The sequence below is a fragment of the Salinicola halophilus genome (genome assembly GCF_003206155.1).
Classification (GTDB): Bacteria; Pseudomonadota; Gammaproteobacteria; order Pseudomonadales; family Halomonadaceae; genus Salinicola; species Salinicola halophilus.
Genome location: NZ_PZJV01000001.1, coordinates 1,439,334 through 1,464,727, shown reverse-complemented (window position 1 = coordinate 1,464,727; position 25,394 = coordinate 1,439,334). Strand labels below are relative to the sequence as shown.

At 66.4% G+C, this 25,394-nt stretch carries 20 protein-coding genes; 1 reads left to right on the top strand and 19 read right to left on the bottom strand.

The annotated features are described in order from the left end of the window. From gspE to DOM33_RS06555, 4 genes are read right to left on the bottom strand one after another with little or no spacing between them, the layout of a single operon-like run. Nucleotides 1-1,566, bottom strand: a complete 1,566-nt coding sequence (gene gspE, locus DOM33_RS06570) for a type II secretion system ATPase GspE (protein WP_110666920.1) — start codon at nucleotides 1,564-1,566, stop codon at nucleotides 1-3. Next, on the bottom strand, nucleotides 1,563-3,665 hold the full coding sequence (gene gspD, locus DOM33_RS06565; protein WP_110666918.1) for a type II secretion system secretin GspD: 2,103 nt from the start codon (nucleotides 3,663-3,665) through the stop codon (nucleotides 1,563-1,565). Before gspD ends, gspE begins: the two co-directional genes overlap by 4 nt. Continuing rightward, nucleotides 3,662-4,516: a type II secretion system protein N gene (locus DOM33_RS06560; protein ID WP_110666916.1), complete on the bottom strand. Its 855-nt coding sequence runs from the start codon at nucleotides 4,514-4,516 to the stop codon at nucleotides 3,662-3,664. Before DOM33_RS06560 ends, gspD begins: the two co-directional genes overlap by 4 nt. Next, entirely contained in the window at nucleotides 4,516-6,210 is a 1,695-nt protein-coding gene (locus DOM33_RS06555) for a bifunctional UDP-sugar hydrolase/5'-nucleotidase (protein WP_204352617.1), read from the bottom strand. Before DOM33_RS06555 ends, DOM33_RS06560 begins: the two co-directional genes overlap by 1 nt. Nucleotides 6,211-6,554: 344 nt before the next feature. Here DOM33_RS06555 and DOM33_RS06550 point away from each other — a divergent pair, with 344 nt between their 5' ends. After that, on the top strand, nucleotides 6,555-8,726 hold the full coding sequence (locus tag DOM33_RS06550) for a PhoX family protein (RefSeq protein ID WP_110666914.1): 2,172 nt from the start codon (nucleotides 6,555-6,557) through the stop codon (nucleotides 8,724-8,726). A gap of 104 nt (nucleotides 8,727-8,830) precedes the next feature. Here the strand turns inward: DOM33_RS06550 and ppk1 are convergent, their stop codons facing one another. The 15 genes from ppk1 to DOM33_RS06475 form a co-directional block, all read right to left on the bottom strand. Continuing rightward, complete coding sequence (ppk1, locus tag DOM33_RS06545; protein ID WP_110666912.1) at nucleotides 8,831-11,065, bottom strand: polyphosphate kinase 1; 2,235 nt, start codon at nucleotides 11,063-11,065, stop codon at nucleotides 8,831-8,833. 40 nt (nucleotides 11,066-11,105) lie between these two features. After that, entirely contained in the window at nucleotides 11,106-12,116 is a 1,011-nt protein-coding gene (gene hemB / locus DOM33_RS06540; protein ID WP_110666910.1) for a porphobilinogen synthase, read from the bottom strand. 262 nt (nucleotides 12,117-12,378) lie between these two features. Then, nucleotides 12,379-13,143 (bottom strand): twin-arginine translocase subunit TatC, encoded by a 765-nt coding sequence (gene tatC, locus DOM33_RS06535; RefSeq protein WP_110666908.1) that lies wholly within the window; start codon nucleotides 13,141-13,143, stop codon nucleotides 12,379-12,381. Then, nucleotides 13,140-13,670 (bottom strand): Sec-independent protein translocase protein TatB, encoded by a 531-nt coding sequence (tatB, locus tag DOM33_RS16435; protein ID WP_110666906.1) that lies wholly within the window; start codon nucleotides 13,668-13,670, stop codon nucleotides 13,140-13,142. Before tatB ends, tatC begins: the two co-directional genes overlap by 4 nt. A 6-nt stretch (nucleotides 13,671-13,676) precedes the next feature. After that, nucleotides 13,677-13,946, bottom strand: coding sequence for a Sec-independent protein translocase subunit TatA (tatA, locus tag DOM33_RS06525; protein ID WP_110666904.1), 270 nt, complete (start codon nucleotides 13,944-13,946; stop codon nucleotides 13,677-13,679). 60 nt (nucleotides 13,947-14,006) lie between these two features. Further along, the gene (locus tag DOM33_RS06520) at nucleotides 14,007-14,348 is read right to left on the bottom strand and encodes a phosphoribosyl-ATP diphosphatase (RefSeq protein WP_110666902.1); all 342 of its coding nucleotides are present in this window, start codon (nucleotides 14,346-14,348) and stop codon (nucleotides 14,007-14,009) included. 89 nt (nucleotides 14,349-14,437) lie between these two features. Then, nucleotides 14,438-16,060, bottom strand: a complete 1,623-nt coding sequence (gene ubiB / locus DOM33_RS06515; RefSeq protein WP_110666900.1) for a ubiquinone biosynthesis regulatory protein kinase UbiB — start codon at nucleotides 16,058-16,060, stop codon at nucleotides 14,438-14,440. Beyond that, the gene (locus DOM33_RS06510) at nucleotides 16,057-16,701 is read right to left on the bottom strand and encodes a ubiquinone biosynthesis accessory factor UbiJ (RefSeq protein ID WP_162617919.1); all 645 of its coding nucleotides are present in this window, start codon (nucleotides 16,699-16,701) and stop codon (nucleotides 16,057-16,059) included. Before DOM33_RS06510 ends, ubiB begins: the two co-directional genes overlap by 4 nt. Nucleotides 16,702-16,711: 10 nt before the next feature. Beyond that, nucleotides 16,712-17,458 carry a bifunctional demethylmenaquinone methyltransferase/2-methoxy-6-polyprenyl-1,4-benzoquinol methylase UbiE gene (ubiE, locus tag DOM33_RS06505; protein WP_110666895.1) on the bottom strand — a complete coding sequence of 249 codons (747 nt, stop codon included), beginning with the start codon at nucleotides 17,456-17,458 and terminating at the stop codon, nucleotides 16,712-16,714. A gap of 145 nt (nucleotides 17,459-17,603) precedes the next feature. Then, nucleotides 17,604-17,987, bottom strand: a complete 384-nt coding sequence (locus DOM33_RS06500; protein ID WP_110666893.1) for a gamma-butyrobetaine hydroxylase family protein — start codon at nucleotides 17,985-17,987, stop codon at nucleotides 17,604-17,606. A 131-nt stretch (nucleotides 17,988-18,118) separates the two neighbouring features. Continuing rightward, complete coding sequence (gene hslU, locus DOM33_RS06495) at nucleotides 18,119-19,501, bottom strand: ATP-dependent protease ATPase subunit HslU (protein WP_275425793.1); 1,383 nt, start codon at nucleotides 19,499-19,501, stop codon at nucleotides 18,119-18,121. A 14-nt stretch (nucleotides 19,502-19,515) separates the two neighbouring features. After that, on the bottom strand, nucleotides 19,516-20,034 hold the full coding sequence (gene hslV / locus DOM33_RS06490) for an ATP-dependent protease subunit HslV (protein ID WP_110666891.1): 519 nt from the start codon (nucleotides 20,032-20,034) through the stop codon (nucleotides 19,516-19,518). A 314-nt stretch (nucleotides 20,035-20,348) separates the two neighbouring features. Further along, nucleotides 20,349-21,053: an SPOR domain-containing protein gene (locus DOM33_RS06485; RefSeq protein ID WP_110666889.1), complete on the bottom strand. Its 705-nt coding sequence runs from the start codon at nucleotides 21,051-21,053 to the stop codon at nucleotides 20,349-20,351. 3 nt (nucleotides 21,054-21,056) lie between these two features. After that, a complete protein-coding gene (gene argS, locus DOM33_RS06480) occupies nucleotides 21,057-22,742 on the bottom strand; it encodes an arginine--tRNA ligase (RefSeq protein WP_110666887.1) in 1,686 nt (561 codons plus the stop codon). 223 nt (nucleotides 22,743-22,965) lie between these two features. Further along, nucleotides 22,966-25,230 carry a primosomal protein N' gene (locus tag DOM33_RS06475; protein ID WP_239495278.1) on the bottom strand — a complete coding sequence of 755 codons (2,265 nt, stop codon included), beginning with the start codon at nucleotides 25,228-25,230 and terminating at the stop codon, nucleotides 22,966-22,968. Nucleotides 25,231-25,394 lie beyond the last annotated feature (164 nt).

Below are 25,394 nucleotides of genomic sequence, written 5' to 3'. Positions count from 1 at the left end.
TCAATCGTTACCGAGCTGAATCGCACGGATCACCTCCTCGAGACTGGTATCGCCGGCTTCCAGGCGCCGATGGGCGGCTTCGGCGAGAGACTGCTGGTGCGTGAAGGCGTAACGCGCGAGCTGATTTTCGGCCGCACCGTCGTGAATCATTTCGCGCAGGGTGTCGTCGATGGCGATAAATTCGTAGAGACCCAGGCGGCCGCGATAGCCGGTCTGGTCGCACGAATCGCAGCCGACCGGCGCGGCAAGACGCACCAGCGCCGGCAGTTCCGCGAAGGGCCTGGCCTCGACGCCGTTGGGATCGTGCCACTGTCGGCAGTGGGGGCAGAGCCGGCGCACCAGTCGCTGTGCCATGACGCCCTTGAGACTGGTCGACAGCAGGTAGGATTCGATGCCCATGTCGCGCAGCCGGGCGATGGCGCCAAGCGCGCTGTTGGTGTGCAGCGTGGAGAGCACGAGGTGGCCGGTCAGGCTCGACTGCACCGCGATGGCCGCGGTCTCCAGATCGCGGATCTCGCCGATCATGATCACGTCCGGGTCCTGGCGCAGAATGGCGCGAAGCCCCCGAGCGAAGGTCAACCCGGCGTGGTGGTTGACCGGTGTCTGGCCGATGCCGGGAATGGCGTACTCCACCGGGTCCTCGACGGTGAGAATGTTGCGCTCGCGGTCGTTGAGGCGGTTGAGACTGGCGTAGAGCGTGGTCGTCTTGCCGGAGCCGGTGGGGCCGGTATTGAGCAGGATCCCATTGGGCTGGCGGAGCACCTGCCGGTAGCGCTCGAGCACCGCCGGCGGCATGCCGAGACTGTCGAGTTCGAGCAGTTCGGCGCGCTTGTCGAGCAGGCGCATGACCACGCGCTCGCCGTGAATGCCGGGCAGCGTCGAGACACGAATGTCGACCTGTCGGCCCGCGGTGCGAACGGCGATGCGTCCGTCCTGGGGCTGGCGCTTCTCGGCGATGTCGAGCTTGGCCATGATCTTGATACGCGAAATCAGCATCGGCGCCAGCGCTCGGGGCGGCGTCAGCGCCAGTCGAAGCGCGCCGTCCACCCGAAGCCGTACGTTGAGCGTCTTCTCGAACGGTTCGACGTGAATGTCGGAAGCGCCGAGTCTCAACGCCTCGGAGAAGACCCCGTTGATCAGCCGGATCACCGGCGCGTCGTTCTCGGCGTCGAGCAGATCTTCGGCGCGCGGCAGCTCCTGCATCAGGCTGTCGAGATCGACGTGCTCGGCGATCCCCTCGAGAAGCGCGGCCGTACTGGCGCGGTCGCTGTCGTAGAGGGCCGCCAGACGCGCCTCGAAGCGTTCGTCGTCGAGCCACTCGCAGCCGAGGGCCGTGCCGTGCACTCGCTGCAGCTCCTGAAGCGTGTCGACCTGTGTCGCCGCGCCACCCTCGCGGCAGTAGAGCCGGTACCCCTCGGATTCCGCGATGGCGGCAATGCCGGCACGCTGCGCGCTGCGATAGCTCAGAAGCGGTCCCGCCTCATGCGCCCGCGAGGCGACACCGCCGGCGTCTGTCCCCTCGACAAGGGTATCGCTGGCCGGCTGGCGGGTTGCGCTCGGATTCATGGTGCAAGGCTCCCCAGCCGGTCGCGGGCGGAGGGGTAGAGCTGCTGCCAGGATGCGCTCGCCGTCGAGGCGCCTTGGGGGGCGTTCGAAAGGTTGCCTGCGCCGGTGTTGCCCTCGACCATCGTCTCCAGCGGCGGCAGCTGCTGATCGGCGTCGAGCTTCTGAAGTACCTGCTGGGCGCGCATGTACTGATACTTTTCCGCGGTGGCGGCATCCAGCGGCTGGCCGTCGCGGAGTACCCGTGCGCGGATGAAGACCATCAGGTTCTGACGCTCGTTCTCGTTGCTGGTATAGCGAAACAGATTGCCGACCAGGGGAATGTCGCCGAGCAGCGGTACGCTTTGCTGCGTGCTGCTGGTGTTGTTGCTGATCAGCCCACCGAGTACGACCATGCCGCCATCCTGGGTCACCACGGTGGTCTCGATCTCGCGCTTGTTGGTGACCACGTCGCTGGCATCGACGTTATTGGCGATCGACGACACTTCCTGACCGATCTCCATGCGGATGGTGTTGTCGGCACTGATGCTGGGGCGAATGTTGAGCTTGATGCCCACGTCTTCGCGCTGGATCGTCTGGTAGGGATTGGCGTTGTCCAGCGTGGTGGAGCCGGTGACGAAGGGAACTTCCTGACCCACCAGGATGTAGGCCTCGGCGTTGTCGAGCGTCATCAATGATGGCGTCGAGAGCAGATTGGTACTGGTATCGCTGCGCAGGGCGTTGAGCAGCGCGGCAAAACTGATACCGCTGTCGCTGAGTCGACCGACTCCGGCGGTGATGCCGTCTAGACCGCTGAGCAGGCTGCCGAGTGCGGAGGTGTCGTCGTTGATCGCCGCCGCCGCGATGTCATTGATGCCGGGATTGCCCGACACCGGGAAGTTGACGCTGCCGATCGGTACGGAACCGCTGCCACTGGTGTCGGCGAAGAGCCACTGCAGGCCCAGCTCGCGGGCGCGACTCTCGCTGATCTCGGCGATGATCGCCTCGACGGCGACCTGGGCGCGCCGCACGTCGAGCCGTTTGACGATCGCCTCGACGGCGTCGAGGCGACTCGATGGCCCCGTCAGTACCAGCGCGTTGGTTTCGGGATAGACGGCGAAGCTGACCTCACCGCCGCCCCCGCCACTGGCAGTACCGCTCGGCGAACGCAGGCGCGCCTGCTCGACCGGATCGTCGCCGACGAGCGCGGGACGCGCTTCATAGGCTCCAAGTGCGGCGCGGGAGACGCCTGTATCGAAGTCGCCGCCGTCGCGCAGACTGCGCAGGACGTTGACCACCGCTTCGGCACTGCCGTGGTTGAGGTAGACGACGCGGGTATTGGTCTGGGTGCTGGTCGGAGTGTCCAGCGAGGTGACGAGTCGTCGCAGCCGCGCCCGCTCGCGTGCCGGTCCGTAGGCGACCAGTCCCTGGCCGCTGGGGCTGGCGACGATGCGTGTCGCGCTGCCGTTCTCCTGCATCACCCCGTCGAGCGTTTCCGCCAGCTCGTCGGCGGCGGCGTAGTTCACCGGAATGACCTCGGCTGCGGTGTCGCGGCGGCTGTCGAGCCGGGCCGCCAGCTGGGTCAATCGATCCAGGTTGTCCTGCCAGTCGGTGACGACCAGCAGGTTGCTGTTGGGATAGGCGGTAACGGCGCCCACGCGGGCGTCGACGAGCGGCTCGATGATCGTCGATAGCGTCGCCGCGTCGAGAGACTGGGTCTCGATCACGCGCGTCGCGATGGACTGGCCGTCACCGCCGCCGATCGGCAACGGCTGGGTCCGGGCGACCTGGTCGGGAACGACGCGCACACTGCCGTCGGCGAGCGCGACCGTGGCGAAGCCGTTGACCTGGAGCTCGTTCTGGAACACGCGGTAGAGCTCATCGGCGGTGAGTGCGCGCTGGCTGGTCAGGCTGATTTCGCCGCGAACCCGCGGGTCGATGACGAAATCGCGCCCGGTGATACGGCCGATGCTCTGGATGAAGTCGGGCAGACTGACGTCGTCGAAGTCCACCGTATAGCGCGCGTCCGATGCCTCCGCCGACGTCTGCGCCTGAACGGGGGCGGCGAGCGTGGCGAATAGCGCCGCTAGAAGAATGCGGCCGATCAGCGGGCGCAGTGTCATGAGGAAGGCTCCAGAACCAGAATGAGGGGCGCGCCGTTGCGAACCAGCTGCAGCGAGACGGGGAGGTCGCCGACGGCGCCGGCGACGTCGGCCGGCGAGAACTCGGCGATCGGGCGCTCGCCGATGGCGGTGATCAGGTCGCCGCGCTCGAACGGGAGAGCGTCGAAGAGCGTCGCGTCATCGCCCGGTGCCAGGCGATAGCCCTGCAGGCGCCCGTTCTCTACCACGGGCACCACGGCAAGGTGCGGTGAGAAGCGCTGGGGTTCAGCCAGCAGCCGTGTTCGATAGTCCTCGCCGAAGGCCTGATGCAGCGCGACCTCCGGCCATCTCGCCTCGATCCGGCGCGAGGGCGACGCGACCCGCTGCTCCACGATGAAGATGCCGTCGTGAGCGGCTTCAGACTGCGGCCACGGGAGGCGTTCCCGCGTTCCTCGGTTGTCGAGGATCAGCCCCGTCTCGGTGATGCGCTCGAGCACCACGTCCGAAAAGATCTCCTCGCCGGCCATACGCACGCGCTGTCCCTCGGGGGTGTCCAGAATGACCAGCGAACGCGATACCGGTGTCGCGCGCACGATGCCCAGAAAGCTCAGCGGTAGCTGCGTCAGGGCCAGATCGGTCGTGGTCGTTTCCGCCGGCGAGCTCGACCAGGCGCGATCCGCCGTGGGCGGTAGACTGTGCGGCGGTGGCGAGGCGACCTGATGGCCGGCGGTGACCGGCGGGTGCGCCAACTGCCAGATCAGCTGCGCCGAGCCTGCGATGACGCGCGCTGCGAGCCAGGCGACGAGGCACCAGAGCAGCCAGCGCCCCAGCGTTGTCGGCCAGGAAGATGAAAGGGGCATGAACCGCAGCATCAGCTTTCCAGGCGCAGTTCGGGGTGCCAGCCGGGATGCCCTTCGACGAACGGCATGCGCGGACGATTCGGCGATGCCAGGGGGCGGGTGTCGCGCTGCTGTAGATGGCGCTCCATGAGCTGCCAGAGCGGTTCGCCACTCGAGGGGTGGGCCCGGGCGCTCCACGTGACGAAGTCGGTGCGGGGGGCGTCGGCCAGCTGGATGCGTTGACCGGTCTCGGCGCCGTAGCGACAGGTCCAGTCGACGCCGGTTAGGCGCGGCAGGTCCTCGCTGTTGTCGAGCAGGATCGGCGTGCCGAAGCACTGATCGGCGGCGCGTTCGAGTAGCCCGGTCAATGCGGCGTGATCGAGCGAGACCGGGAAGACGAGGGCCGCGTGGCCGCCGCTGAGAGCCAAAAGGTGGTCTCGGGTGAGCGTCGCGTCGGGGGGCAGGACCACGTCGTGGCGCAGGCCCGGCGAGAGAGTGGGGGTGCCCGGGTCGCCGCCGGAGAGCGCCTCGGCAATGAGGGCGTCCCAGCTGCCGCCGGTGGCATCACGACGCCAGAGCCACTCGGGCGCTCGTCCCACCGGGCGGTCGAGCCAGTCGGCATAGGGCGCCCGCCATCGGCCCACCTCGGTTGCCATCGTCTGCCGCTGGGTCTGTGCCGCGGAGGATAGCTGTTTGGCCTCCGCCGGCAGGAAGGTGGCCTCGAACTGCCATCGCCCCGCCTGCGAGCGCGCCTGAATACGATAGGCGCCCATCCCGCGGGAACCGGGAAAGCAGACCGGCAGACGCCCGCCGTGCGCCTGATCGACTTCCACCAGGGTGGGCCAGAAATCCTGGCCGCGGGCGCAGAGCAGCAGGTCCGCCTGGTCGAGACGCTGCGCCAGCCACAGTCCCGGACCGGTCCCGGTATCCGCCAGGACGATGACCAGATCGGCACTCGCGCGCGCTTTGGCGACGCCGGACTCGATGGCGAGATACCACGCATCCAGCGGCCGCGACTCGTCCGCCGCGTAGGGATCGGTCGCGCCGACCACCCCGATACGCGCCCCGCCGCGCTCGAAGTAGCTGACGGGCACGACGCCAGCCGCGGTGGCGCTCTCGTTGGATCGACCCAGGACGGGGCGCGCATAGCGCCGATAGAGCGCCTCGACACGCTCCGGCCACAGCACGCGCTCCTCGCTGCTGACGCGAACATCGCTGCCGAAAAGCTGACTGCTGGCGACGCCTCCATCGCCCTGGGAGAGATGCCCCAGGCCGGCACCGTTCCAGCACTGGCCGTTCTCGAGCGTCAGGCAGCGCTGCTCACCCAGGCGCTGGCGCCAATCCGCCAGCAGCGCGGCCAGGGTCGCGTAACCGCCGAGCGGCCGGGTCGTCGCCGCTCGGGGCGTGGTCGAGAAATCCGGCGGCGTGACGCCGGCGATTGCCGAGATCCCGGCACCGGTAGCCCAGGGCGCGCGACCCATGCGGCTCGAGGGCCCGATTCGGGTCGCGGCGACGGGCGGAATCGACGGCGCGAGCGCATCCAGCGTGTCGGCGTAATACAGCAGCTCGACGCTGGCGCCCTGGGGCGCCGATCGGCCGGGACCCGGTGCGGTCATTCCCGCGCATCCCGCCATGGAGAGCGGCAAGGTGAGCCCGATGCCCTGGAGCAGGCGGCGGCGCAGGAGATCGATCTTCGAATGGCTCGGTGTCGCGGGACGGTGGGTCAAAACGGGGCCTAATCAAACGATCGTGAAGGTGTCGTTGCCGGTGAGGAACACCGTGCTCTTGTCGGTATGGCTGGGCATCTTAATGACGACTTCATGACATTTTGATGATGGTGAGAGCGAGCGCTTCCCTTTGGTCACCATCCTGTCACCGATGGCGTCTACCGTTGCCACGTTCGCCGCAGGGCAATGCAGCGCGAAGGGGAGACGGCAAGCGATGTACCGGCTCTGGGCACCTGGGCGTTGATGGCGAATGCCGGGGCCAGCGGGTGAAGACGTTCGGGACTGACCCAACGCACTCCGCCCGCTGGCCAAAAGACCGCTGACGACAGGATGAGCGAGGAACCATGAGCAAAGAGATCGAAGATCATCGCCTGCTGAACCCGAGCCGCAACGAACCGTTCTCCTCGGTGCTGGAGCGACACGTTTCACGCCGGAGCATCATGCGAGGGGGCGCCGGGCTGGCGGCCATGGGGCTACTGAGTGGATTCGGCCTGGCGGGGTGCAGCGACAGCGACGGCGATGACGACGTCGATCGCGACAATGATACGGCACCGGAAAAAACGCCCCTGGCACTGGCGTTCGAGTCCATTGCCGGCTCGCGCACCGACGCCATCGTCGTGCCGGAAGGCTATACCGCCCAGGTGCTCGTTCCGTGGGGAACGCCGCTCAACGCCAGCGCCCGCGACTGGCGTTCGGACCTGCGGATGACCCCCGAGCAGCAGGCCGCAAGCCTCGGCATGCATCACGACGGCATGCACAATTTCGCCCTGAGTGAATCATCCGCCTCGCGGGATTTCCTGCTGGCGCTCAACAACGAATACATCGACCAAGATGCACTCTGGGCGCCCCAGGGCGGTCCGACCAACGCCGACGACGGCAACCGTCCGGCCGACGAAGTCCGTACCGAGGTCAACGCTCACGGCGTCACGGTGGTTCGGGTTCAGAAAGGAGACGACGGTAGCTGGCGTCACGTCGCCGATTCACCCTACAACCGTCGCTTTACCACGGCAACGCCGATGACGCTCGCCGGTCCCGTCGCCGGCACCGACTACGTGATCACCGCCTATTCGAGAGACGGGACACAGACGCGCGGCACCAACAACAACTGCGCCAACGGCTACACGCCCTGGGGCACCTACCTTACCTGCGAAGAGAACTGGCCCTCCGTCTTCATCAAGAATACGGGGCGTGAAGCGGACGACGATCGCCTGGGGATCGAGACCGGTCGCGGTCGCTACGGCTGGGAGACCGCCGCGGGTAGCGCCGACGAGGTCGATGGCGAGTTCGCCCGCTTCGACGCCACGCCGCGCGGCGCCTCGGCCGCCGACGACTACCGTAACGAGCCGCGCACCTACGGCTATATCGTCGAGATCGACCCCTACACGCAGGCGCGAGCCGTCAAGCGCACGCATCTCGGGCGCTTCCGCCACGAGGGCTGCTGGCCCGGCAAGCTGATCGAGGGCGAGCCGGTCGTCTTCTACTCGGGGCACGACTCGCGCAATGAGTACATTTACAAGTTCGTCTCGCGCGAGCCGTGGGACGCCGCCGATGCGAGTCGAATCGGCAGCGACTACGACCGCCTGGCGATCGGCGACAAGTACCTCGACGAAGGGACGCTCTACGCGGCGCGCTTCGATGCCGATGGCGCCGGGGAGTGGCTGCCGCTGACGCCGGAGGCCACCACACAGGATGGCCGTCGTCTGTCGCAGGCGCTGCAGCTGGCGGACGACGATCTGGCAGGCGTCATCATCCACACCGCGGATGCGGCCGACCTGATGGGCGCGACCCCGATGGACCGTCCGGAGTGGGGAGCCGTCGATCCGGTGAGCGGCGAGGTCTACATGACGCTGACCAACAACAGCGACCGCACACCGGAAGGCACGCGGGCGACGTTCACCCGCGGCGACGATATCGATGCCCTGGGCGCCGGCTATGCCACCGCCCCGACCAACGCGGCCAATCCCCGCGCCGACAACGAGAGCGGTCAGATCATCCGCTGGCGGGAGCCAATGCCCGCCGAGACGACCTTTGAGTGGGAGGTCTTCGTCTTCGGTGCCGCTGCCAGCGCCACGGACAACTTCTCCGGCCTCACCGAACTCAATCAGTTCGCGAGTCCGGACGGCCTGTGGTACGACGATCGAGGCGACGGCCAGGGCATTCTCTGGATCGAGACCGACAACAGCGGCAACGACGTGGCCGACTACACCAACGATCAGGTGCTCGCCGTGGTGCCGGGAGGGGTATCGCTGGCCGACGGGGATCGCGCGGTGATCGACAGTGCCGATCAGCAGTATTTGAAGCGCTTCGCGGTCGGGCCCAACGGCTGTGAAATCACCGGTATCTTCGCCACGCCGGACAAGACGGCGCTGTTCATCAACGTCCAGCATCCGGGCAACTGGCCGGCCGACGCCGACGACCTGACTCAGGACGCCACGCGACAGACGAGCGGGCAGGTACGCCCGCGGGCGGCAACGGTCGTCATCCAGAAAGAAGACGGCGGCGAGATCGGGCTCTGAGGAGCGAGCCTCGCACCACGCCGGCGTGACACGCGACGGGCGCCGCATCAGCGGCGCCCGTCGTCGTAAGGGCCTGTGTCGTGAGGGCCGGTCTCGAGCGGTCGTCAGGCCTGATTGGCGTAGGCGTAGAGCAGGGTCTCCTGCGCGCTGATCGGCTCGGCGTCGCCGCTCTCCTGCAGGTGGTAGAGACCCTCGGCATCGAGAATCCAGCTCTGACAGTTGTCGAGCAGGTAGGTATCGAGATCCTTGCGCACCTGCTGGGCGATCTTCTTGTCGAGCAGCGGGAAACAGGTCTCGACCCGGTGGAACATGTTGCGCTCCATGGCGTCGGCGCTCGAACACCACACCTCGTGCGCGCCGCCGTTATGGAAGTAGTAGACCCGGGTGTGCTCGAGAAAGCGGCCGATGATCGAGCGGACGTGGATGTTCTCGGAGATACCGGGTACCCCGGGGCGCAAGCAGCACATGCCGCGAATGATCAGGTCGCAGCGCACCCCGGCCTGAGAGGCGCGGTAGAGCGCGCGAATCAGCTTGGGTTCGGTGATGGCGTTGCACTTGATGATCAGGCGCGCCTTCTTGCCCTCCTCGGCGAGCTTCGCTTCGCGGTCGATCATCGCCACGAGCCGGTCGTGCAGCGTGAAGGGCGCATGCAGCAGGGTGTTGATCTTGCGTGGCTTGCCCATGCCGGAGAGCTGCTGGAAGACACGATGGACGTCTTCGCAGAGCGTCTCGTTGGCCGTCATCAGGCTGTAGTCGGTGTAGAGCTTGGCGGTCTTGGCGTGATAGTTGCCGGTGCCGAGATGGGCGTAGTGGCGAAGCGTGCCTCCCTCGCGACGTACGATATGGATCAGCTTGGCGTGAGTCTTGTACGCCATCACGCCGTAGATCACGATCGCTCCCGCCTCCTGTAGCCGAGAAGCGAGCGCCAGGTTGTCCGCTTCGTCGAAGCGCGCACGCAGCTCGACGACGACGGTGACCTCCTTGCCGGCGCGGGCAGCCTCCACGAGGGCGCCGACCAGGGCGGAGTCGGGGCTGGTGCGATAAAGCGTCTGCTTGATCGCCATGACGTCCGGGTCTCTCGCCGCTTGGCGCACCAGGTCCTCGACCGGAGCAAAGGACTGGAACGGATGGTGCAACAGCACGTCGCCATCGGCGATGACGCCGAAGAGGTCGACCTCCCCGCGCAGCGACTTCGGCAGGCCGGGCGAGAAGCGCCGGTAGCGCAGTTCGGGACGATCCACGTCGCCAAGCACCGCCATCATGCGCGTCAGGTTGACCGGGCCGTTGACGCGGTAGAGATCGGCTTCGCCGAGCTCGAACTGGCGTCGCAGGAACTCGATCAGGTGATCGGGACAGTTGTCGGCGACCTCCAGGCGCACGCCGCTGCCGTAACGTCGGGCTAGCAGCTCGCCGCGAAGCGCCGAGGCGAGATCGGAGACTTCTTCCGGGTCCACCGAGAGATCGGCGTTGCGGGTCAGCCGGAACTGATAGCAGCCCTCGACCTCCATGCCCGGAAACACCTCGTGCGCGTGAGCGTGGATCATCGACGACAGGAAGACGTAGTCGGTGAAGCCCTCTTCGCTGAGCCAGTCGGGGAGTCGGATCACCCGCGGCAGCGAACGCGGCGCCGGCAGGATCGCCATGCCGCCTTCACGGCCGAAGGCGTCGACGCCGTCGAGTTCGACGATGAAGTTGAGGCTCTTGTTCACCAGCCGTGGAAAGGGGTGGGACGGATCGAGACCGATGGGGCTGATGACCGGGGCGATCTCGGTCGCGAAGTACTCGGCGACCCAGCTCGCCTGTTCCGGGGTCCACTGGGCACGGCGACGAAACCGAATGCTGTACTCTTCCAGCGCCGGCACCAGGGTGTCGTTGAGGACACGGTACTGGCGCTCGACCTGCTCGTGGGCGATACGCGAAATGGCGTCCAGCGCCCGCGCCGGGCTCAACCCGTCGACGCCGACGTCATTGTGGCCGAGAGCGAGCTGTCGCTTGAGACCCGCCACGCGAATCTCGAAGAACTCGTCGAGGTTCGACGAGAAGATCAGCAGGAACATCAGGCGGTCGAGCAGCGGATGCGAGGCATCCAGCGCCTGCTCGAGGACCCGGATGTTGAACTGCAGGTGCGACAGTTCGCGGTTGAAGTAGAGCGAGGGGTCGGCCGGGTCCGCATGGGGCGAGGGGGGCGCCTTGGCGTGAATACCCTTGCGGGTACGGTTCACGCGAAGCGGCGGGCTGCTCTCCTCGGGTATCTCGGTATCGCGGCGATCGTCGATCGCCGCGTCGGTACGCTCGGTCTTTGAGGAAGAGGGCTTGTCGGGCGCGTCCGAATCGGTCATGCAAGTATCTCCTGCCTCGCGAGCGGACACGCCCGCGGGCTTAAGCGTTGTTGAGCAGCCGGGCGGCGCGTTTGGCAAAGTAGGTGAGAATGCCGTCGGCACCGGCGCGCTTGAAACAGGTGAGGGATTCGAGAATGACGCTGTCGGCATCGAGCCAGCCTTTCTCGAAGGCAGCCATGTGCATCGCGTACTCGCCGCTCACCTGATAGGCGAACGTGGGAACACCGAACGACTCTTTGACCCGCTGTACGACATCGAGGTAGGGCATGCCGGGCTTGACCATTACCATGTCGGCACCCTCCTGGATGTCGAGGGCGGTCTCGTGCAGCGCCTCGTTGGTGTTGGCCGGGTCCATCTGATAGCTGAACTTGTCCGCCTGGCCGAGATTGGCACTCGAGCCGATCGCGTCGCGAAACGGCCCGTAATATTTCGACGCATACTTGGCCGAGTACGCCATGATCTGCGTCTCGTGAAGCCCCTCGCGTTCGAAGGTCCGACGAATTTCGCCGATACGACCGTCCATCATGTCCGACGGCGAAATGACGTGGGCGCCGGCCTCGGCGTGGGAAAGCGCCTGCTTGATCAACGCCTCGATGGTGCGGTCGTTGACCAGATAGCCGTTCTCGTCGGGGACGCCGTCCTGACCGTGCGTGGTGTAGGGGTCGAGGGCCACGTCGGTGATGATGCCGAGTTCGGGGAAGCGTTCGCGGAGTGCGCGAATCGCTCGCTGGATCGTACCGTCCGGGTTCCACGCCTCTGCCCCGTCGGCGGTCTTTTTCTCGGCGGGCGTGTAGGGGAAGAGGTCGATCGCCGGAATGCCCAGCTCGCAGATCTCTTCGGCTTCCCGCAGCAGCTCGTCGATGGAGAGGCGCTCGACGCCGGGCATCGAGGCGATCGGCTCCCGGCGCTTCTCGCCGTCGAGCACGAATACCGGCAGGATCAGATCGTCCGTCGTCAGCGCCGATTCCCGAGCCAGGCGGCGCGAGAAATCGCTCTTGCGCAGTCGGCGCAGGCGAGTGGCAGGATACTGACGAGAGAGAGAATGACGCATGAGAATCTCCACGAAGCGACGGGGCGGTTTGAGCGCGCCCGAAACGCCGACGGCAAAGCTATCAGCGTGGTATGACAATGGGGTGACAGTGACGACGACCCAGTATAGCAACGCTATCGTCACGGGGCCTGAGGGGGAGGGTCGCAGGTAGACGGTTCGGCCCGCGGCGAATGGCGATTCGGCCGAGCGACGGTCGCTGCGTGACGCCGATCGGCTCGCGGGGCCGCGCCCGGGCCGACGCAAGCGTCGGCCCGGGCGCGTTTCAGTCCGCCTCTCGTAGCTCGGGGCGGCGACGCACCAGGCGCCCGAAGATGATGCCGACCTCGAACAGCAGCCACATGGGTACTGCCAGCAGGCTCTGCGAAATGACGTCCGGCGGTGTCAGCACCATGCCGATGATGAAGCAGACCAGAATGACGTAGGGCCGCTTCTTGCCGAGACTCTTGACGTCCGTGATGCCGGTCCATATCACCAGAAACGTCGCGATGGGGATCTCGAACGCCACGCCGAAGGCGAAGAACATCTTGAGGACGAAATTGAGATAGGCGTTGATGTCCGTCATCACCGTCACGTCCTGCGGCCCGGTGTGGACGAAAAAGCTGAACAGTAGCGGGAAGACCACGTAGTAGGCGAACGCCGCACCGCCGTAGAAGAGCAGGATGCTCGAGGCGAGCAGCGGAAACGCGATGGCTTTCTCGTGCTTGTAGAGCCCAGGGGCGATGAACGCCCACGCCTGGTACAGAATCATGGGAATTGCGGCAAAGACCGCCACCACCATGGTCAGCTTGAACGGCGCCAGAAACGGCGACGTCACTTCGGTGGCGATCATCTGCGAGCCCGGCGGCAGCAGGGCCACCAGCGGGTCGGCGACGAAGCGATAGATCTCGTTGGAGAAGACGTAGAGTCCGGCGAAGATCACGACGACCACGATCACCGCCTTCAACAGCCGCGAACGCAGTTCGATCAGATGCTCGATCAGCGGCGCCTGCGCCTGCTCTTCTTCCGGCTGGCGGGGTGCGTCACTCATCGGTCACGGGGTTCCTTGTCCTCGGTCGGTGATTCGGCATCCGATGCGTGACGGTCGGTGCCACTGGTCGGTTGAGGGATCGACGACCCGGTGGATGCCGCGTCGATGGCAGCGTCTCTCTCCACCCTCTCCTGGAGCGTCAAGGTTTCAGTCGACGATGCTTCGCGCGGCGGTGCTTCGCGCGGCGGTGCTTCGCTCGTCGGCGTTTCGCTCGTCGGCGTTTCGCTCGTCGGCGTCTCTTCGCTGCGTCGGCTTCCGGATGCGGGCGAGGAGAGCGTGCTCTCGACACCGCGGCGCACCTGATTCACGCCGTCATCGAGTTTCTTCTGCTGTTCGGCGACCTTCTGGCGCAGCTCCTCGGCCTCGAGCTGAGCCGTGATCTCCCGCTGCACGTTGTTGACGCTGCGCCGGATCTTGCCGATCCAGAGCCCCGCCGTACGCGCCGCCACGGGCAGCCGCTCGGGGCCGAGTATCAGCAGGCCGACGATGCCGATGAGCAGCAGCTCGAAAAAGCCGATATCGAACATTGCCGGTTACTGTCGTCCGGTCTTGTCGTCGGACGTCGACTTGGCGTCGTCGTGCGCGTCGAACTGGCTGTCCGTCGACTCGTTACGCGACTGATCGATTCGACCCTGCGGGGTGTCGTCGTGTTTGTCCTTGTCGTCGTCATCCATGGCCTTCTTGAAGCCCTTGACCGCGCCACCCAGGTCGCCGCCGACGTTGCGCAGCTTCTTGGTGCCGAAGATCAGGATGATGATTCCGAGGACGATGAGTAGCTGCCAAATACTGATACCACCCAGCATGACGTTCTCCTTGCGCTAGCGTCGTGACGCGATGTTTGGCTTAAACGGGTTGATGTCGATTCAAGAGGACTGTGGGCGAGACGCTTTTTCGTCGAGACCGGAGACACCGAAGCGGCGTGCCAGCTCGTCGAGAATCTCGCGATGGTCGATGTCGAGATGCGACAGCATGACCAGGCTGTGGAACCAGAGGTCGGCGACCTCGCCGATCAGAGCCTGACGGCTTTCGGCATCATCCGCCTTGACGTCCTTGGCGGCAAGCAGCGTCTCGGTCGCCTCTTCTCCCACCTTCTCCAGAATCTTGTTGAGTCCGCGGTGGTGGAGCCCGGCAACGTAGGAGCTGTCGGGGTCGGCCGAGCGCCGGGATTCGAGGATGTCGGTCAGTCGCTCGAGCGTATCACTCATGACGGAAATTCCTGTAGCTCGCGGGTCGTCGTTGAACGTTGAAAGAGGCCGAGTGCATCGGGCGGTGACGCTCGCGGGCCATCATACACTCAGCGCCAGGCAAGGAGCAGTATGCCGAGGCCGGCGGCGACGAGAACCGGCCAGGGTTGCTGCTGCGCCCACGCCAGCAGTGGCTGCCAGGCCAGCGCCAGTGCCAGCACGACCGCACCGACACGCAGGCGCCGCGCCCGGCCGCTGGCGTTCTCGACCCGCGACTGCAGGCTGGCGAGCGCGTCGGTCTGACGTCGCTGCTGGCGCTGACGATCCTTGTGGCCGGCCAGCATCTGGTGCGCCAGCACGGGCAGCTCCGGCAGCTGATGAGAGAGCTCCGGGGCGTGCTTCTTGAGCGAGCGCCAGAACCCCTGCGGCCCGGCGCGCTCGCGCATCCAGGTTTCGAGATAGGGACGCGCGGTGCTCCAGAGGTCCAGGTCGGGGTAGAGCTGACGCCCCAGGCCTTCGATGTTGAGCAGCGTTTTCTGCAAGAGCACCAGCTGCGGCTGCACTTCCATGTTGAAACGCCGTGCGGTCTGGAACAGCCCCAGCAGTACCTGACCGAAGGAGATATCCTTCAGCGGCTTTTCCAGAATGGGCTCACACACGGCGCGAATCGCCGAGGCGAATTCGTTGGCTCGCGTCCCTTCGCCCACCCAGCCGGACTCGATGTGCAGCACCGCCACTTCGTAATAGTCCTGATGAAAGAAGGCGAGCAGGTTACGCGCCAGATAGTCCTGATCCTCTCGCGTGAGGCTGCCGACGATACCGCAGTCGATGGCGATGTACTGCGGATCTTCCGGGTTGTCACGAGAGACGAAGATGTTGCCCGGGTGCATGTCGGCGTGGAAGAAGTTGTCGCGGAACACCTGGGTGAAGAATATCTCCACACCGCGCTCGGCGAGTTTCTTCAGGTTGATGCCGTGGGCCTTGAGCGCCTCGATATCGGCGACCGGAATGCCGTCGATGCGCTCCTGCGCCATCACCTGGCGGTGCGTCAGGGACCAGTCGATGCTCGGCACGTAGAGCAGCGGCGAGTCCTTGAAATTGCGCTTGAGCTGGGAGGTGTTGGCCGCCTCCTTGTTGAGGTCGAGCTCATCGAAAAGCGTCGCTTCGTAGTCCTGAACCACCTCGACCGGGCGCAGTCGGCGCGCCTCCGGTACCCGGCGCATCAGCCGAGCGACGGTATAGAGCAGCCCGATGTCCTCGCGCATGGTGCGCTCGATACCCGGACGAATGATCTTGACCACGACCTGCTCGCCGCTGTGAAGCTCGGCGGCATGCACCTGCGCGATCGACGCCGAGGCCAGCGGCTCGGCTTCGAAATGGGCGAACGCCTGCTCGACGCTCATGCCTAGCTCGCGTTCCACCGTGGCCTTGGCGATATCGCTGGGGAAGGGTGGCACCTGATCCTGCAGGCGCTTGAGCTCGTCGGCGATGTCGGGCGGTAGCAGATCGCGCCGCGTCGAGAGCATCTGTCCGAACTTGACGAAGATCGGGCCCAGGGATTCCAGCGCGATACGAAGCCGCTCGCCGCGGGAGTGGCTGCCGGTGGGAATGAGCCTGACCGGGGAGAAGCGCCAGAGCCAGCGCAGGACGGGCGGCAGACGTTCGAGCGGTACCAGGCTGTCGAGCCGGTAACGGGCGACCGTCCAGCCGATACGCAACAGGCGCAGGCTCATGAGCGCGGCTCCTGCGTTCGATCGCTCGGGCGGCTAGCGCGCGCGAGCCGGTTGACCCGGGCTTCCACACGATCGAGGCGCTGCCGGAGCTCGCCGAGCTGATCGCGAGCGACCTCGAGCTGATCCTGCCCCGGCAGCCAGCGGCTCTCCTCGAAGAGGTATTCACGCACGTCGTGCTGGAACGAATCCCCCAGCGTACGGGCCTGGCGCGTCAGGTTGCGTACGGTAAGCGTGGCGGCGTGGGCGCCATCGTTACCGATACCGCCGGCCAGCGCGCCTTCCCAGTCGAGATCGAGATCCAGGAAGAGCGCCTGGACGGCCGGAAGCAGGCCGGTGTCGCCGGCAACCGGCAGCGTGCCGCTGAACAGCAGTCGCTCGAGAGAGTCGCCGGCGACGAGTCGCTCTACGGCCGTCTGGGTCAGCGTGACGCGAAGGTCGTCTTCGCCTTGCCAATCGCGAATCCGCATCAGCGTGAGACCCGTCTCGTGGAAGGCAACGCGCACCGCGATGTCGGTCGGCTCGATCTCGACGCGCAGCGTCTTGCCGGCGAGCTTGTCGAGCCGTGCCGGCGTGGCAGGATCGCGTGCGAGCAGGCGGGTCAACGCGCGCTCGAGCGCGACCAGAGCGAAGGTATCCAGCACGCCGGCCACCCTAGAGTTTGATGCCGCGATGAAGCGCGACGATACCACCGGTCATGTTGGTGTACTCCACCCGTTCCAGACCGGCTGCCTGCATCATGCCCTTGAGCGTTTCCTGGTCGGGATGCATACGGATCGACTCGGCCAGGTAGCGATAGCTGTCGGCATCGCCGGCGACGAACTGACCGACCCGCGGCAGGACGCGGAAGGAGTATTCGTCATACGCCTTGGAGAGTACGACGTTGTTGGGTTTGGAGAACTCGAGCACCAGCAGGCGCCCGCCGGGCTTGAGCACGCGAGCCATCGAACGAAGCGCCGCGTTCTTGTCGGTGACGTTGCGCAGGCCGAAGGCGATGGTGATGCAGTTGAAACTGTTGTCCGGGAAGGGCAGGGCTTCGGCGTTGGCCTGGACGTAGCGCACGTTGTCGCCGACGCCGTTGTCGATCAGCTTGTCGCGGCCCACGCGGAGCATCGACTCGTTGATGTCGGCGAGGATCACCTGCCCCTTGGGGCCGACGCGTTTGGCGAACTGTCGGGTCAGATCGCCGGTGCCGCCGGCAATATCGAGGACGCGATGACCGGCGCGTACGCCACTGCGCTCGAGGGTGATCTGCTTCCAGACCCGATGAATGCCGAACGACATCAGATCGTTCATCACGTCGTAACGAGCTGCCACCGAGTGAAAGACATCGGCCACGCGGGCGGCCTTTTCTTCGACCGCGACCTGCTCGTAGCCGAAGTCGGTCGTGCGCTTATCCATGTGCTGCTCTCCCGGGTGACGCTGTCGACGGATTGATCGATCGGTTCGCGAACGCGAATCGCGCTGGCATTGTAGCGTTTGGCCGTGACCTTGTCTGCGCGCGCCGGGCCGGCGACGGCGCGTCCGGCACAAGCGCCGGCGAGGATCAGACCTCGTGAATCTGAATGCCGCTCGGCTCGCGGGAGGCGCCGGCACGTTCGAGCCGTGCCAGATAGTCCGCCCACCAGGTTTCCTGGTGGCACGCCATGTCGTAGAGATACTCCCAGGTATACAGGCCGGTGTCGTGACCGTCGTCGAAGTGGAGCTTCAGCGCATAGCGTCCGGTCTGGGAGATGTCGAGCAGGCCCACGTGACGCTTGCCGGTTTGCAGCACCTCGTCGCCGGGGCGGTGGCCGCGAACCTCGGCGGAGGGGGAGTAGACGCGCAAGAGCTCGATCGGCAGCTGGAACGTCTCGCCGCCGGGGTAGCCGAGCTCGAGCGTTCGCTGCTGCTTGTGGTAATGGACGCGGTTGGGGACGGGGGCGCTCATGTCGGACTCCTGCTGTCGAGCCAATGGAGAAGGGGCGACGTTCGAGAGTAGCGATCATGCAGGGTCGCCACAAAAGAAAACAGCGGCCGGGGCCGCTGTTTTCACTCGAGACGATGGATGAACCTTTCGGCTTACAGGATGTAGCGCGAGAGATCCTCGTCGACCGCTAGTTCACCGAGCTGCGAGTTGACGTAGTCGGCGTCGACGACCAGCGGGCTCTCGAAATCGCCGCCCTGGTAGGAGGCCTCCTCGAGCAGACGCTCCATCACCGTGTGCAGGCGGCGTGCGCCGATGTTCTCGGTGCCGTCGTTCACCTGCCAGGCGATCTGGGCGATGCGCGAGATCCCTTCTTCGGTGAACTGCACGTCGAGCCCCTCGGTCGCCAGTAGCGCCTGATACTGCTTGGTCAGTGCCGCCGACGGCTCGGTCAGGATGCGCTCGAAATCGTTCGGTGAAAGCGCGGTGAGTTCGACGCGAATCGGTAGACGGCCCTGCAGCTCCGGAATCAGATCCGACGGCTTGGAGACGTGGAACGCGCCGGAAGCGACGAACAGGATGTGATCGGTACGCACCATGCCGTGCTTGGTGGAGACGGTGGAGCCCTCGATCAGCGGCAACAGATCGCGCTGCACGCCCTCGCGGGACACGTCGCCGCCGCCGCTGCCGCCGGATTCGCCGCGCTTGGCGACCTTGTCGATCTCGTCGATGAAGACGATGCCGTTCTGCTCGACCGACTCCAGCGCGCGCTGCTTGATCTCCTCTTCATTGACCAGCTTGGCGGCTTCCTCGTCCTGCAGCAGCTTCCAGGCGTCCTTGACCGTGACGCGACGGCTCTCGGACTTCTGCTTGCCCATGTTGGCGAACATGCTCTGGAGCTGGTTGGTCATCTCCTCCATGCCCGGCGGGGTCATGATGTCCATGCCCTGGCTCGCCGGCGTCACCTCGATGTCGATCTCCTTGTCATCGAGCTGGCCTTCGCGAAGCTTCTTGCGGAAGGTCTGACGCGTGGTGGAGTCGTCACGACCGGCGTCGTACTCGCTGCCGCGAGGGCGAGGAAGCAGCGCGTCGAGAATCCGCTCCTCGGCGGCATCTTCGGCCTTTACGCGGACTTCCGCCTTGGCCTGCTCGCGCACCATCTTGATCGCCATCTCCATCAGATCGCGCACGATGGATTCGACGTCACGACCGACGTAGCCCACCTCGGTGAACTTGGTCGCCTCGATCTTGAGGAACGGCGCCCCGGCGAGCTTCGCCAGACGGCGGGCGATTTCGGTCTTGCCGACGCCGGTGGGGCCGATCATCAGGATGTTCTTGGGCACGATCTCACTGCGCAGCTCCTCGTCGAGGCGCATGCGGCGCCAACGGTTGCGCAGGGCGACCGCCACGGCGCGTTTGGCGTCGTGCTGGCCGATGATGTACTGATCCAGCGAGTGAACGATCTCGCGCGGCGTCATGGCGGTCTGATTCTGGCTCGACGGCAGTGCCGGCTGGGCGTTGGAGGTTTCCTGAGACATGGCTCTCGCTCTCGTCACAGCTCTTCGAGCGTGATCTGGTGATTGGTGAAGACGCAGATGTCGGCGGCGATGTTGAGGGACTTCTCGGTGATCTCGCGCGGGCCGAGTTCGGTATTCTCGAGCAGCGCCCGGGCGGAGGCCTGGGCGAAGTGACCGCCGGAGCCGATGGCGATGATGCCACGCTCGGGTTCGACGACATCGCCGTTGCCGGTGATGATCAGCGACGCCGTCTTGTCGGCGACGGCGAGCATCGCCTCGAGGCGGCGCAGGGCGCGGTCGGTACGCCACTCTTTCGCCAGCTCCACGGCGGCCTTGGTCAGATGGCCCTGGTATTTCTCGAGCTGCGCTTCGAAGCGTTCGAACAGGGTGAAGGCGTCGGCGGTGCCGCCTGCGAAGCCGGCCAGAACCTGGCCGCGATAAAGCCGCCGTACCTTGCTGGCGTTGCCCTTCATTACCGTGTTGCCCAGAGACACCTGGCCGTCTCCCGCCAGCGCGACCTGCTCGCCGCGGCGCACGGATACGATAGTGGTCATGCAGTCACTCCCAATGACTCGTCGCCTGGAAACCGACGACGACTGTAGAAACGGGTACGATCGCGACGGGCTCGGCGAGCGCCGCGATGCGACATGACTTTGCATATGCGGGCGGCAAGCCGGAAATCAAGCCGTCGTCTGCGGCGAGGGGGATGCGGGTATCGGCGTGCGGCGAGAGCGCGCACGGCAAGCGAGCGCGTCGATCGTCGGCGTCGCGGGCGGTCAGCGGGTGGCAGAACCGCTAGCGGAACGGGCAGGCGCGAGAGAGGGGGAAGGGTAAGGGCCGCCCGGGCGGGCGGCCCCGTGGCTAGCTTTCAGTTCTGCAGGCGGATCATCAGCGGTTCGATGCCCTGGGTCATCATCAGATCCTGGGCGCGAGAGAGCTCGCGGGTGTCCTCGTAGGGACCGACCTGAACGCGGTGCCAGAGCTGATTGCCGTTGGCGCGCACGTCGGTGATCTTGGCCAGCAGGCCGAAGTCCTTGAGTCGGTTGGCGAGGCGCTCGGCGTCGTCGATCTCGCGAAACGACGCGGCCTGGAGCATGTAGCGCCCGGTCGCCTTGGGCTGCTGGGTCTGGTTGGCCGCATCGTCGGCAGCCGTTTCCGGGGCGGGAGGCGTTTCGGGTTCGGAAACGCCCTCGCCGCCGGGGGCGATCACTTCGGTCTCCGGCAGCAGGGTGTAGAACTCGAAGGTCGGCGTTGCCGGCTGCGCGGGCGCCGATTCGCGAGGGCTGTCATCGGTTGCGTCATCCCCGCTAGTGGCCGGGCTCGACTCGCTGGACGCCGGCTGGCTGGCGGTCGGTTTGGGGACCACCGCCGCCACCGGCTCCGGCGACGAGCGGTCGAGGTACTGCGACAGGAAGAAGCCGCCGATCAGGCCGGCGATCGCCCAGAGCCAGCCCGGAATGCCGGCGAAACCGCCCCCGCCGCCGCCATCGCGTTTGGCAGTGCTGCGCTGGCGTGGCTTGGTGGTCGCCCCCTTCTGGGGCGGGCGTTGACTCTGAGCGGGACGGCGTGCCATCGATTACATCTCCTCCGGGGCGCTGACGCCGAGAAGCGACAGTCCATTGCTGATGACCTGGCGAGTCGCCAGACCCAGTGCCAGGCGCGCGTTGCGCAGCTCGGCATCGTCGACCATGACCTTCTGGGCGTTGTAACAGGTGTGGAAATCGCTCGCCAGATCGATCAGATACTGTGCGATCTGGTGAACTTCCCGCGCACGGGCGGCGCGGGCGACCGTTTCCGGATAGCGGGCGAGACGGTTCATCAACGCCTTCTCCTGCTCGGCGTCGAGACGCGAGAGATTGGCCATCGCCACGGTGTGGTCGAAGGGCCGCTCTTCGCTCTCGGCCTTGCGCAGCACGCTGCAGACCCGGGCGTGGGCGTACTGGATGTAGTAGACCGGGTTCTCGTTGGTCTGGGCGCGCGCGAGGTCGATGTCGAAGGTGAGCTGCGAGTCAGCGCGGCGGGCGGCGAGGAAGTAGCGCGTGGCGTCGCGGCCCACTTCGTCGATCAGGTCGCGCAGGGTGACGTAGCTGCCGGCCCGCTTGGAGAGCTTGATCTCCACGCCGGAGCGGGTGACCAGCACCATCTGGTGGAGCACATAGTCCGGCCAGCCCTGGGGAATGCCGGTCTCCAGCGCCTGCAGGCCGGCGCGCACGCGGGTGACGGTCGAGTGATGATCCGCTCCCTGCTCGTCGATCACCGTGGTGAAGCCGCGCTGCCACTTGTTGTAGTGATAGGCGACGTCGGGCACGAAGTAGGTGTAGTCGCCATCCGTCTTGCGCATGACGCGGTCCTTGTCGTCCCCGAAGTCGGTCGTGCGCAGCCAGAGCGCGCCGTCGGCCTCGTAGGTGTGGCCCTTCTTGATCAGTTCGGCCACGGTCTCTTCGACTCGGCCCTCGGCGTAGAGGGAGGATTCGAGGAAATAGACGTCGAACTCGACCCCGAACGCCTTGAGATCGAGATCCTGTTCGCGGCGCAGATAGGCCACGGCGAAGTCGCGGATCGCCTCGTCGTTCTCCGGGTCCGCCTCGGCGATGACTTCGCGGTCGTCGGCGGTCACCTTTTCGCCGGCGAGATAGGCGTCGGCGACGTCCTTGATGTAGTCGCCGCGGTAGCCGTCTTCCGGCCACTCGGCATCGTCGGGGGTGAGGCCGTGGGCACGCGCCTTCACCGAGCGCATCAGGTTGTTGATCTGCGCGCCGGCGTCGTTGTAGTAGAACTCCGCGGTGACATCGAAGCCGGTCGCCTCGAGCAGTCGGCAGAGGCAGTCGCCGATGGCCGCACCGCGTCCGTGGCCCACGTGCAGCGGGCCGGTGGGGTTGGCAGAGACGAACTCGACCTGCACCTTCTCACCGCCGCCGATCATGCTGCGACCGAAGACGTCGCCGGAGTCGATGATGTCGCCGACGATGCTGGCAATGGCGTCGGTGGCGGCGAAGAAGTTGATGAAGCCGGGGCCGGCGATTTCGGTGCGACTCACGGCGGCACTTTCCGGCAGGGCGGCAATGAGTCGCTCGGCCAGGTCGCGCGGCTTGGCGCCGGCGGGCTTGGCCAGCATCAGCGCCAGATTGCTCGCGTAGTCGCCGTGGGCCTTGTCGCGGGTCGGTTCGACCTTGATCGCGGGGTCGACGTCGGCCGGCAGTTCGCCCGAGCTCTTGAGCTCGGCGACGGCGGCGTGCAGCAGTTCGGTGATCGTCTCTTTCATTGCCTGATTGGGTCTCAAGGGCCGGGAGTGGACGGGCGCTCGCCCGCGATCGGCGCGGTGATTCATGGGAGTGGGACGCCGTCGAACGGATATCTCGGCACCGCAGAAGGCGCTCATTATCAGTGATTGGCGCATGGCTTTAAACCCTGTCGCGACGCGTGCGTCAGCGCCGAGTTTCGGCGGGGGCCACGCGCCCCGAGCGAAGCCGCTCGAACCGGGGCGCTCAGATCAGCGTCACCGGGTCCACGTCCAGCGACCAGCGAACTCGACGCGAGGCGTGCTGTTCCAGGTAGGCCACCAGCCAGGCGCTCGCCTCGTGAAGCTCGCTGCGTTTGTCGGCGGAGAGCAGTAGCTGCAGATGGTAGCGATTCTGGCGCCGTTCCATGGGGGCGGGGACCGGGCCGAGACAGTGGACGTCGAGCGCTTGCCCGCTCTCCCGGCGTTCTTCGAGCCAGGCCCGCAGCGCGTCGCCGGCGGCCTCCGCCTCGGCGGTGGCGTCACCCTCACGCGGGGCTTCGAAGCGGACCAGGGCCAGGCGGCGAAACGGCGGCAGCATCGCCAGCCGGCGCTCCTCGAGCAGCTGATAGGCGAGCGCGTCAAAGCCGCTATCCGCCAGCAGTCGCAGGTTGGGGTCGTCCGGGTGCAGCGTCTGCACCAGTACGCGGCCGGCGCGATCGGCGCGGCCGGCGCGCCCGGCGACCTGCACCAGCAGCTGGGCGCTGTGCTCGAGTGCGCGGAAGTCGCTGGCGTAGAGACCGGCATCGGCGTTGACCACGACGACCAGCGTGACGTGGGGCAGGTGGTGGCCCTTGGCGAGCATCTGGGTGCCCACCAGCAGGCTCGGTTCGCCACGACGAATCTCGCCGAGTACCTGATCGAACGCCTCCTTGCGCCGGGTGCTGTCGCGATCCACACGATGAATCGGCACGTCGGGAAATAGTGTCGAGAGTGTCTCTTCGGTGCGCTCGGTGCCGGCGCCGAGCGGGCGCAGATCGGCGCTGTCGCAGGTGGGGCAGGCGTCGGGCTGCAGCGTCTGATGTTCGCAGTGATGACAGACCAGGCGCGGTGGTTGACGGTGGAGCGTCATGCGGGCGTCGCAGTGGCGGCACTCGGCGATCCAGCCACACTGGTGGCAGGCGAGGGTGGGGGCGAAACCTCGACGATTGATGAACACCAGCACCTGCCCGCCGGCGGCGAGCGCCTGGCGGATGCCGTCGATTACCGGCGGGATCAGACCGCCCTGGCGCATTCGTCCGCGCAGGTCGACGAGTTCGAGCTTGGCCGGGGCGTGGCGACTGGGTCGCTGGGTCAGGCGCAGATGGCGGTAGCGACCGCTGCGGGCCTGGGCGAGGCTTTCCAGTGACGGGGTGGCGCTGCCCAGCAGGATGGGAATCCCTTCGCGATGAGCGCGGGCGATGGCCAGGTCCCGGGCGTGATAGCGAAGCCCGTCCTGCTGCTTGAAGGAGCCGTCGTGCTCCTCGTCGACGATGATCACCCCGGGGCGGGCCAGAGGCGTGAAGATCGCCGAGCGAGTGCCGATGACGATGGGAGCGCGGCCGCTACGCGCCGCTTCCCAGGCGTCCAGGCGCTCGAGGTCGGTGAGCCCCGAGTGCAGCGCGACCACCGGGGCGCGAAAGCGTTTGCGAAAGCGCGACAGCGTCTGCGGCGTCAGACCGATCTCCGGCACCAGGACCAGCGCCTGCCGGCCCTGGCTCAAGACGCTCTCGATCAGCTGCAGGTAAACCTCGGTCTTGCCACTGCCGGTGACGCCATGGAGCAGGCAGGGATGGAAACGATCCAGTCCCTCGTGCAGGACCGCCAGCGCCTGTGCCTGCTCGCGGTTGAGCGATAGCGACGGCTCGGCGAGCAGCGGTCCTGCCGAGGCAGGGGCGGCGGTGAGCGGCTCCTCGCTGCGGCGAATCAGGGCCTTGTCGAGCAGGCTCTGCAGCTGGGCTCGGGTGAAACCCTGGGCCGTGATCGCCGAGGTCACCAACCCGTGACGGTGCTGCGCGAGCAGCTCGATCAGCGCCTGCTGTTTCGGCGCCCGCCCGAGCGTCGAAATCGCCTGCGCCGAGTCGGTCGCGAGATGCCAGCGCTCGCGGGTACGTGCCTCCAGTGGCCGACCCTGGCGCAGGGGGCCGGGCATGGCGTGCTGGAAGGTGTCCCCCGGCGAGTGCTGGTAGTAGCGGGCAGTGAAGGTGCATAGCCAGAGCCAGTCTGCCGGCAAGGGCTCGTCATCCAGGCAGGCGACGATCGGCTTGAGCTGCGCCACGGGGAGTTCGCTTTGCGTCACGCACTCGACCACGATGCCGACCAGTTCGCGGCGACCGAACGGCACCTTGACGCGCAGGCCGGGTCGCCAGCCGCCGGCGGGACGGCCCGAGCCGGTGCGGTAGTCGAAGAGCCGGCGCAGCGGCGTGGGAACGGCGACACGCAAGACACGCGGTTCGGTCTGCGTGGCGCCCGTGGGGGCCTGAGTATCAGCCAATTGGCCTCCATGGAGAATGCTGCTAAAATATCGCGCCTTCCGACGTAGGATGCGTCTTTTATCCGGGGTTTTCAGCGATCGCGATGATCGGTATCGCTGACGGCGCGAGCGAATTATACGCTCATGACGACGACTTCGGGATTCTAGGCGTGCCGGTCCCGCGG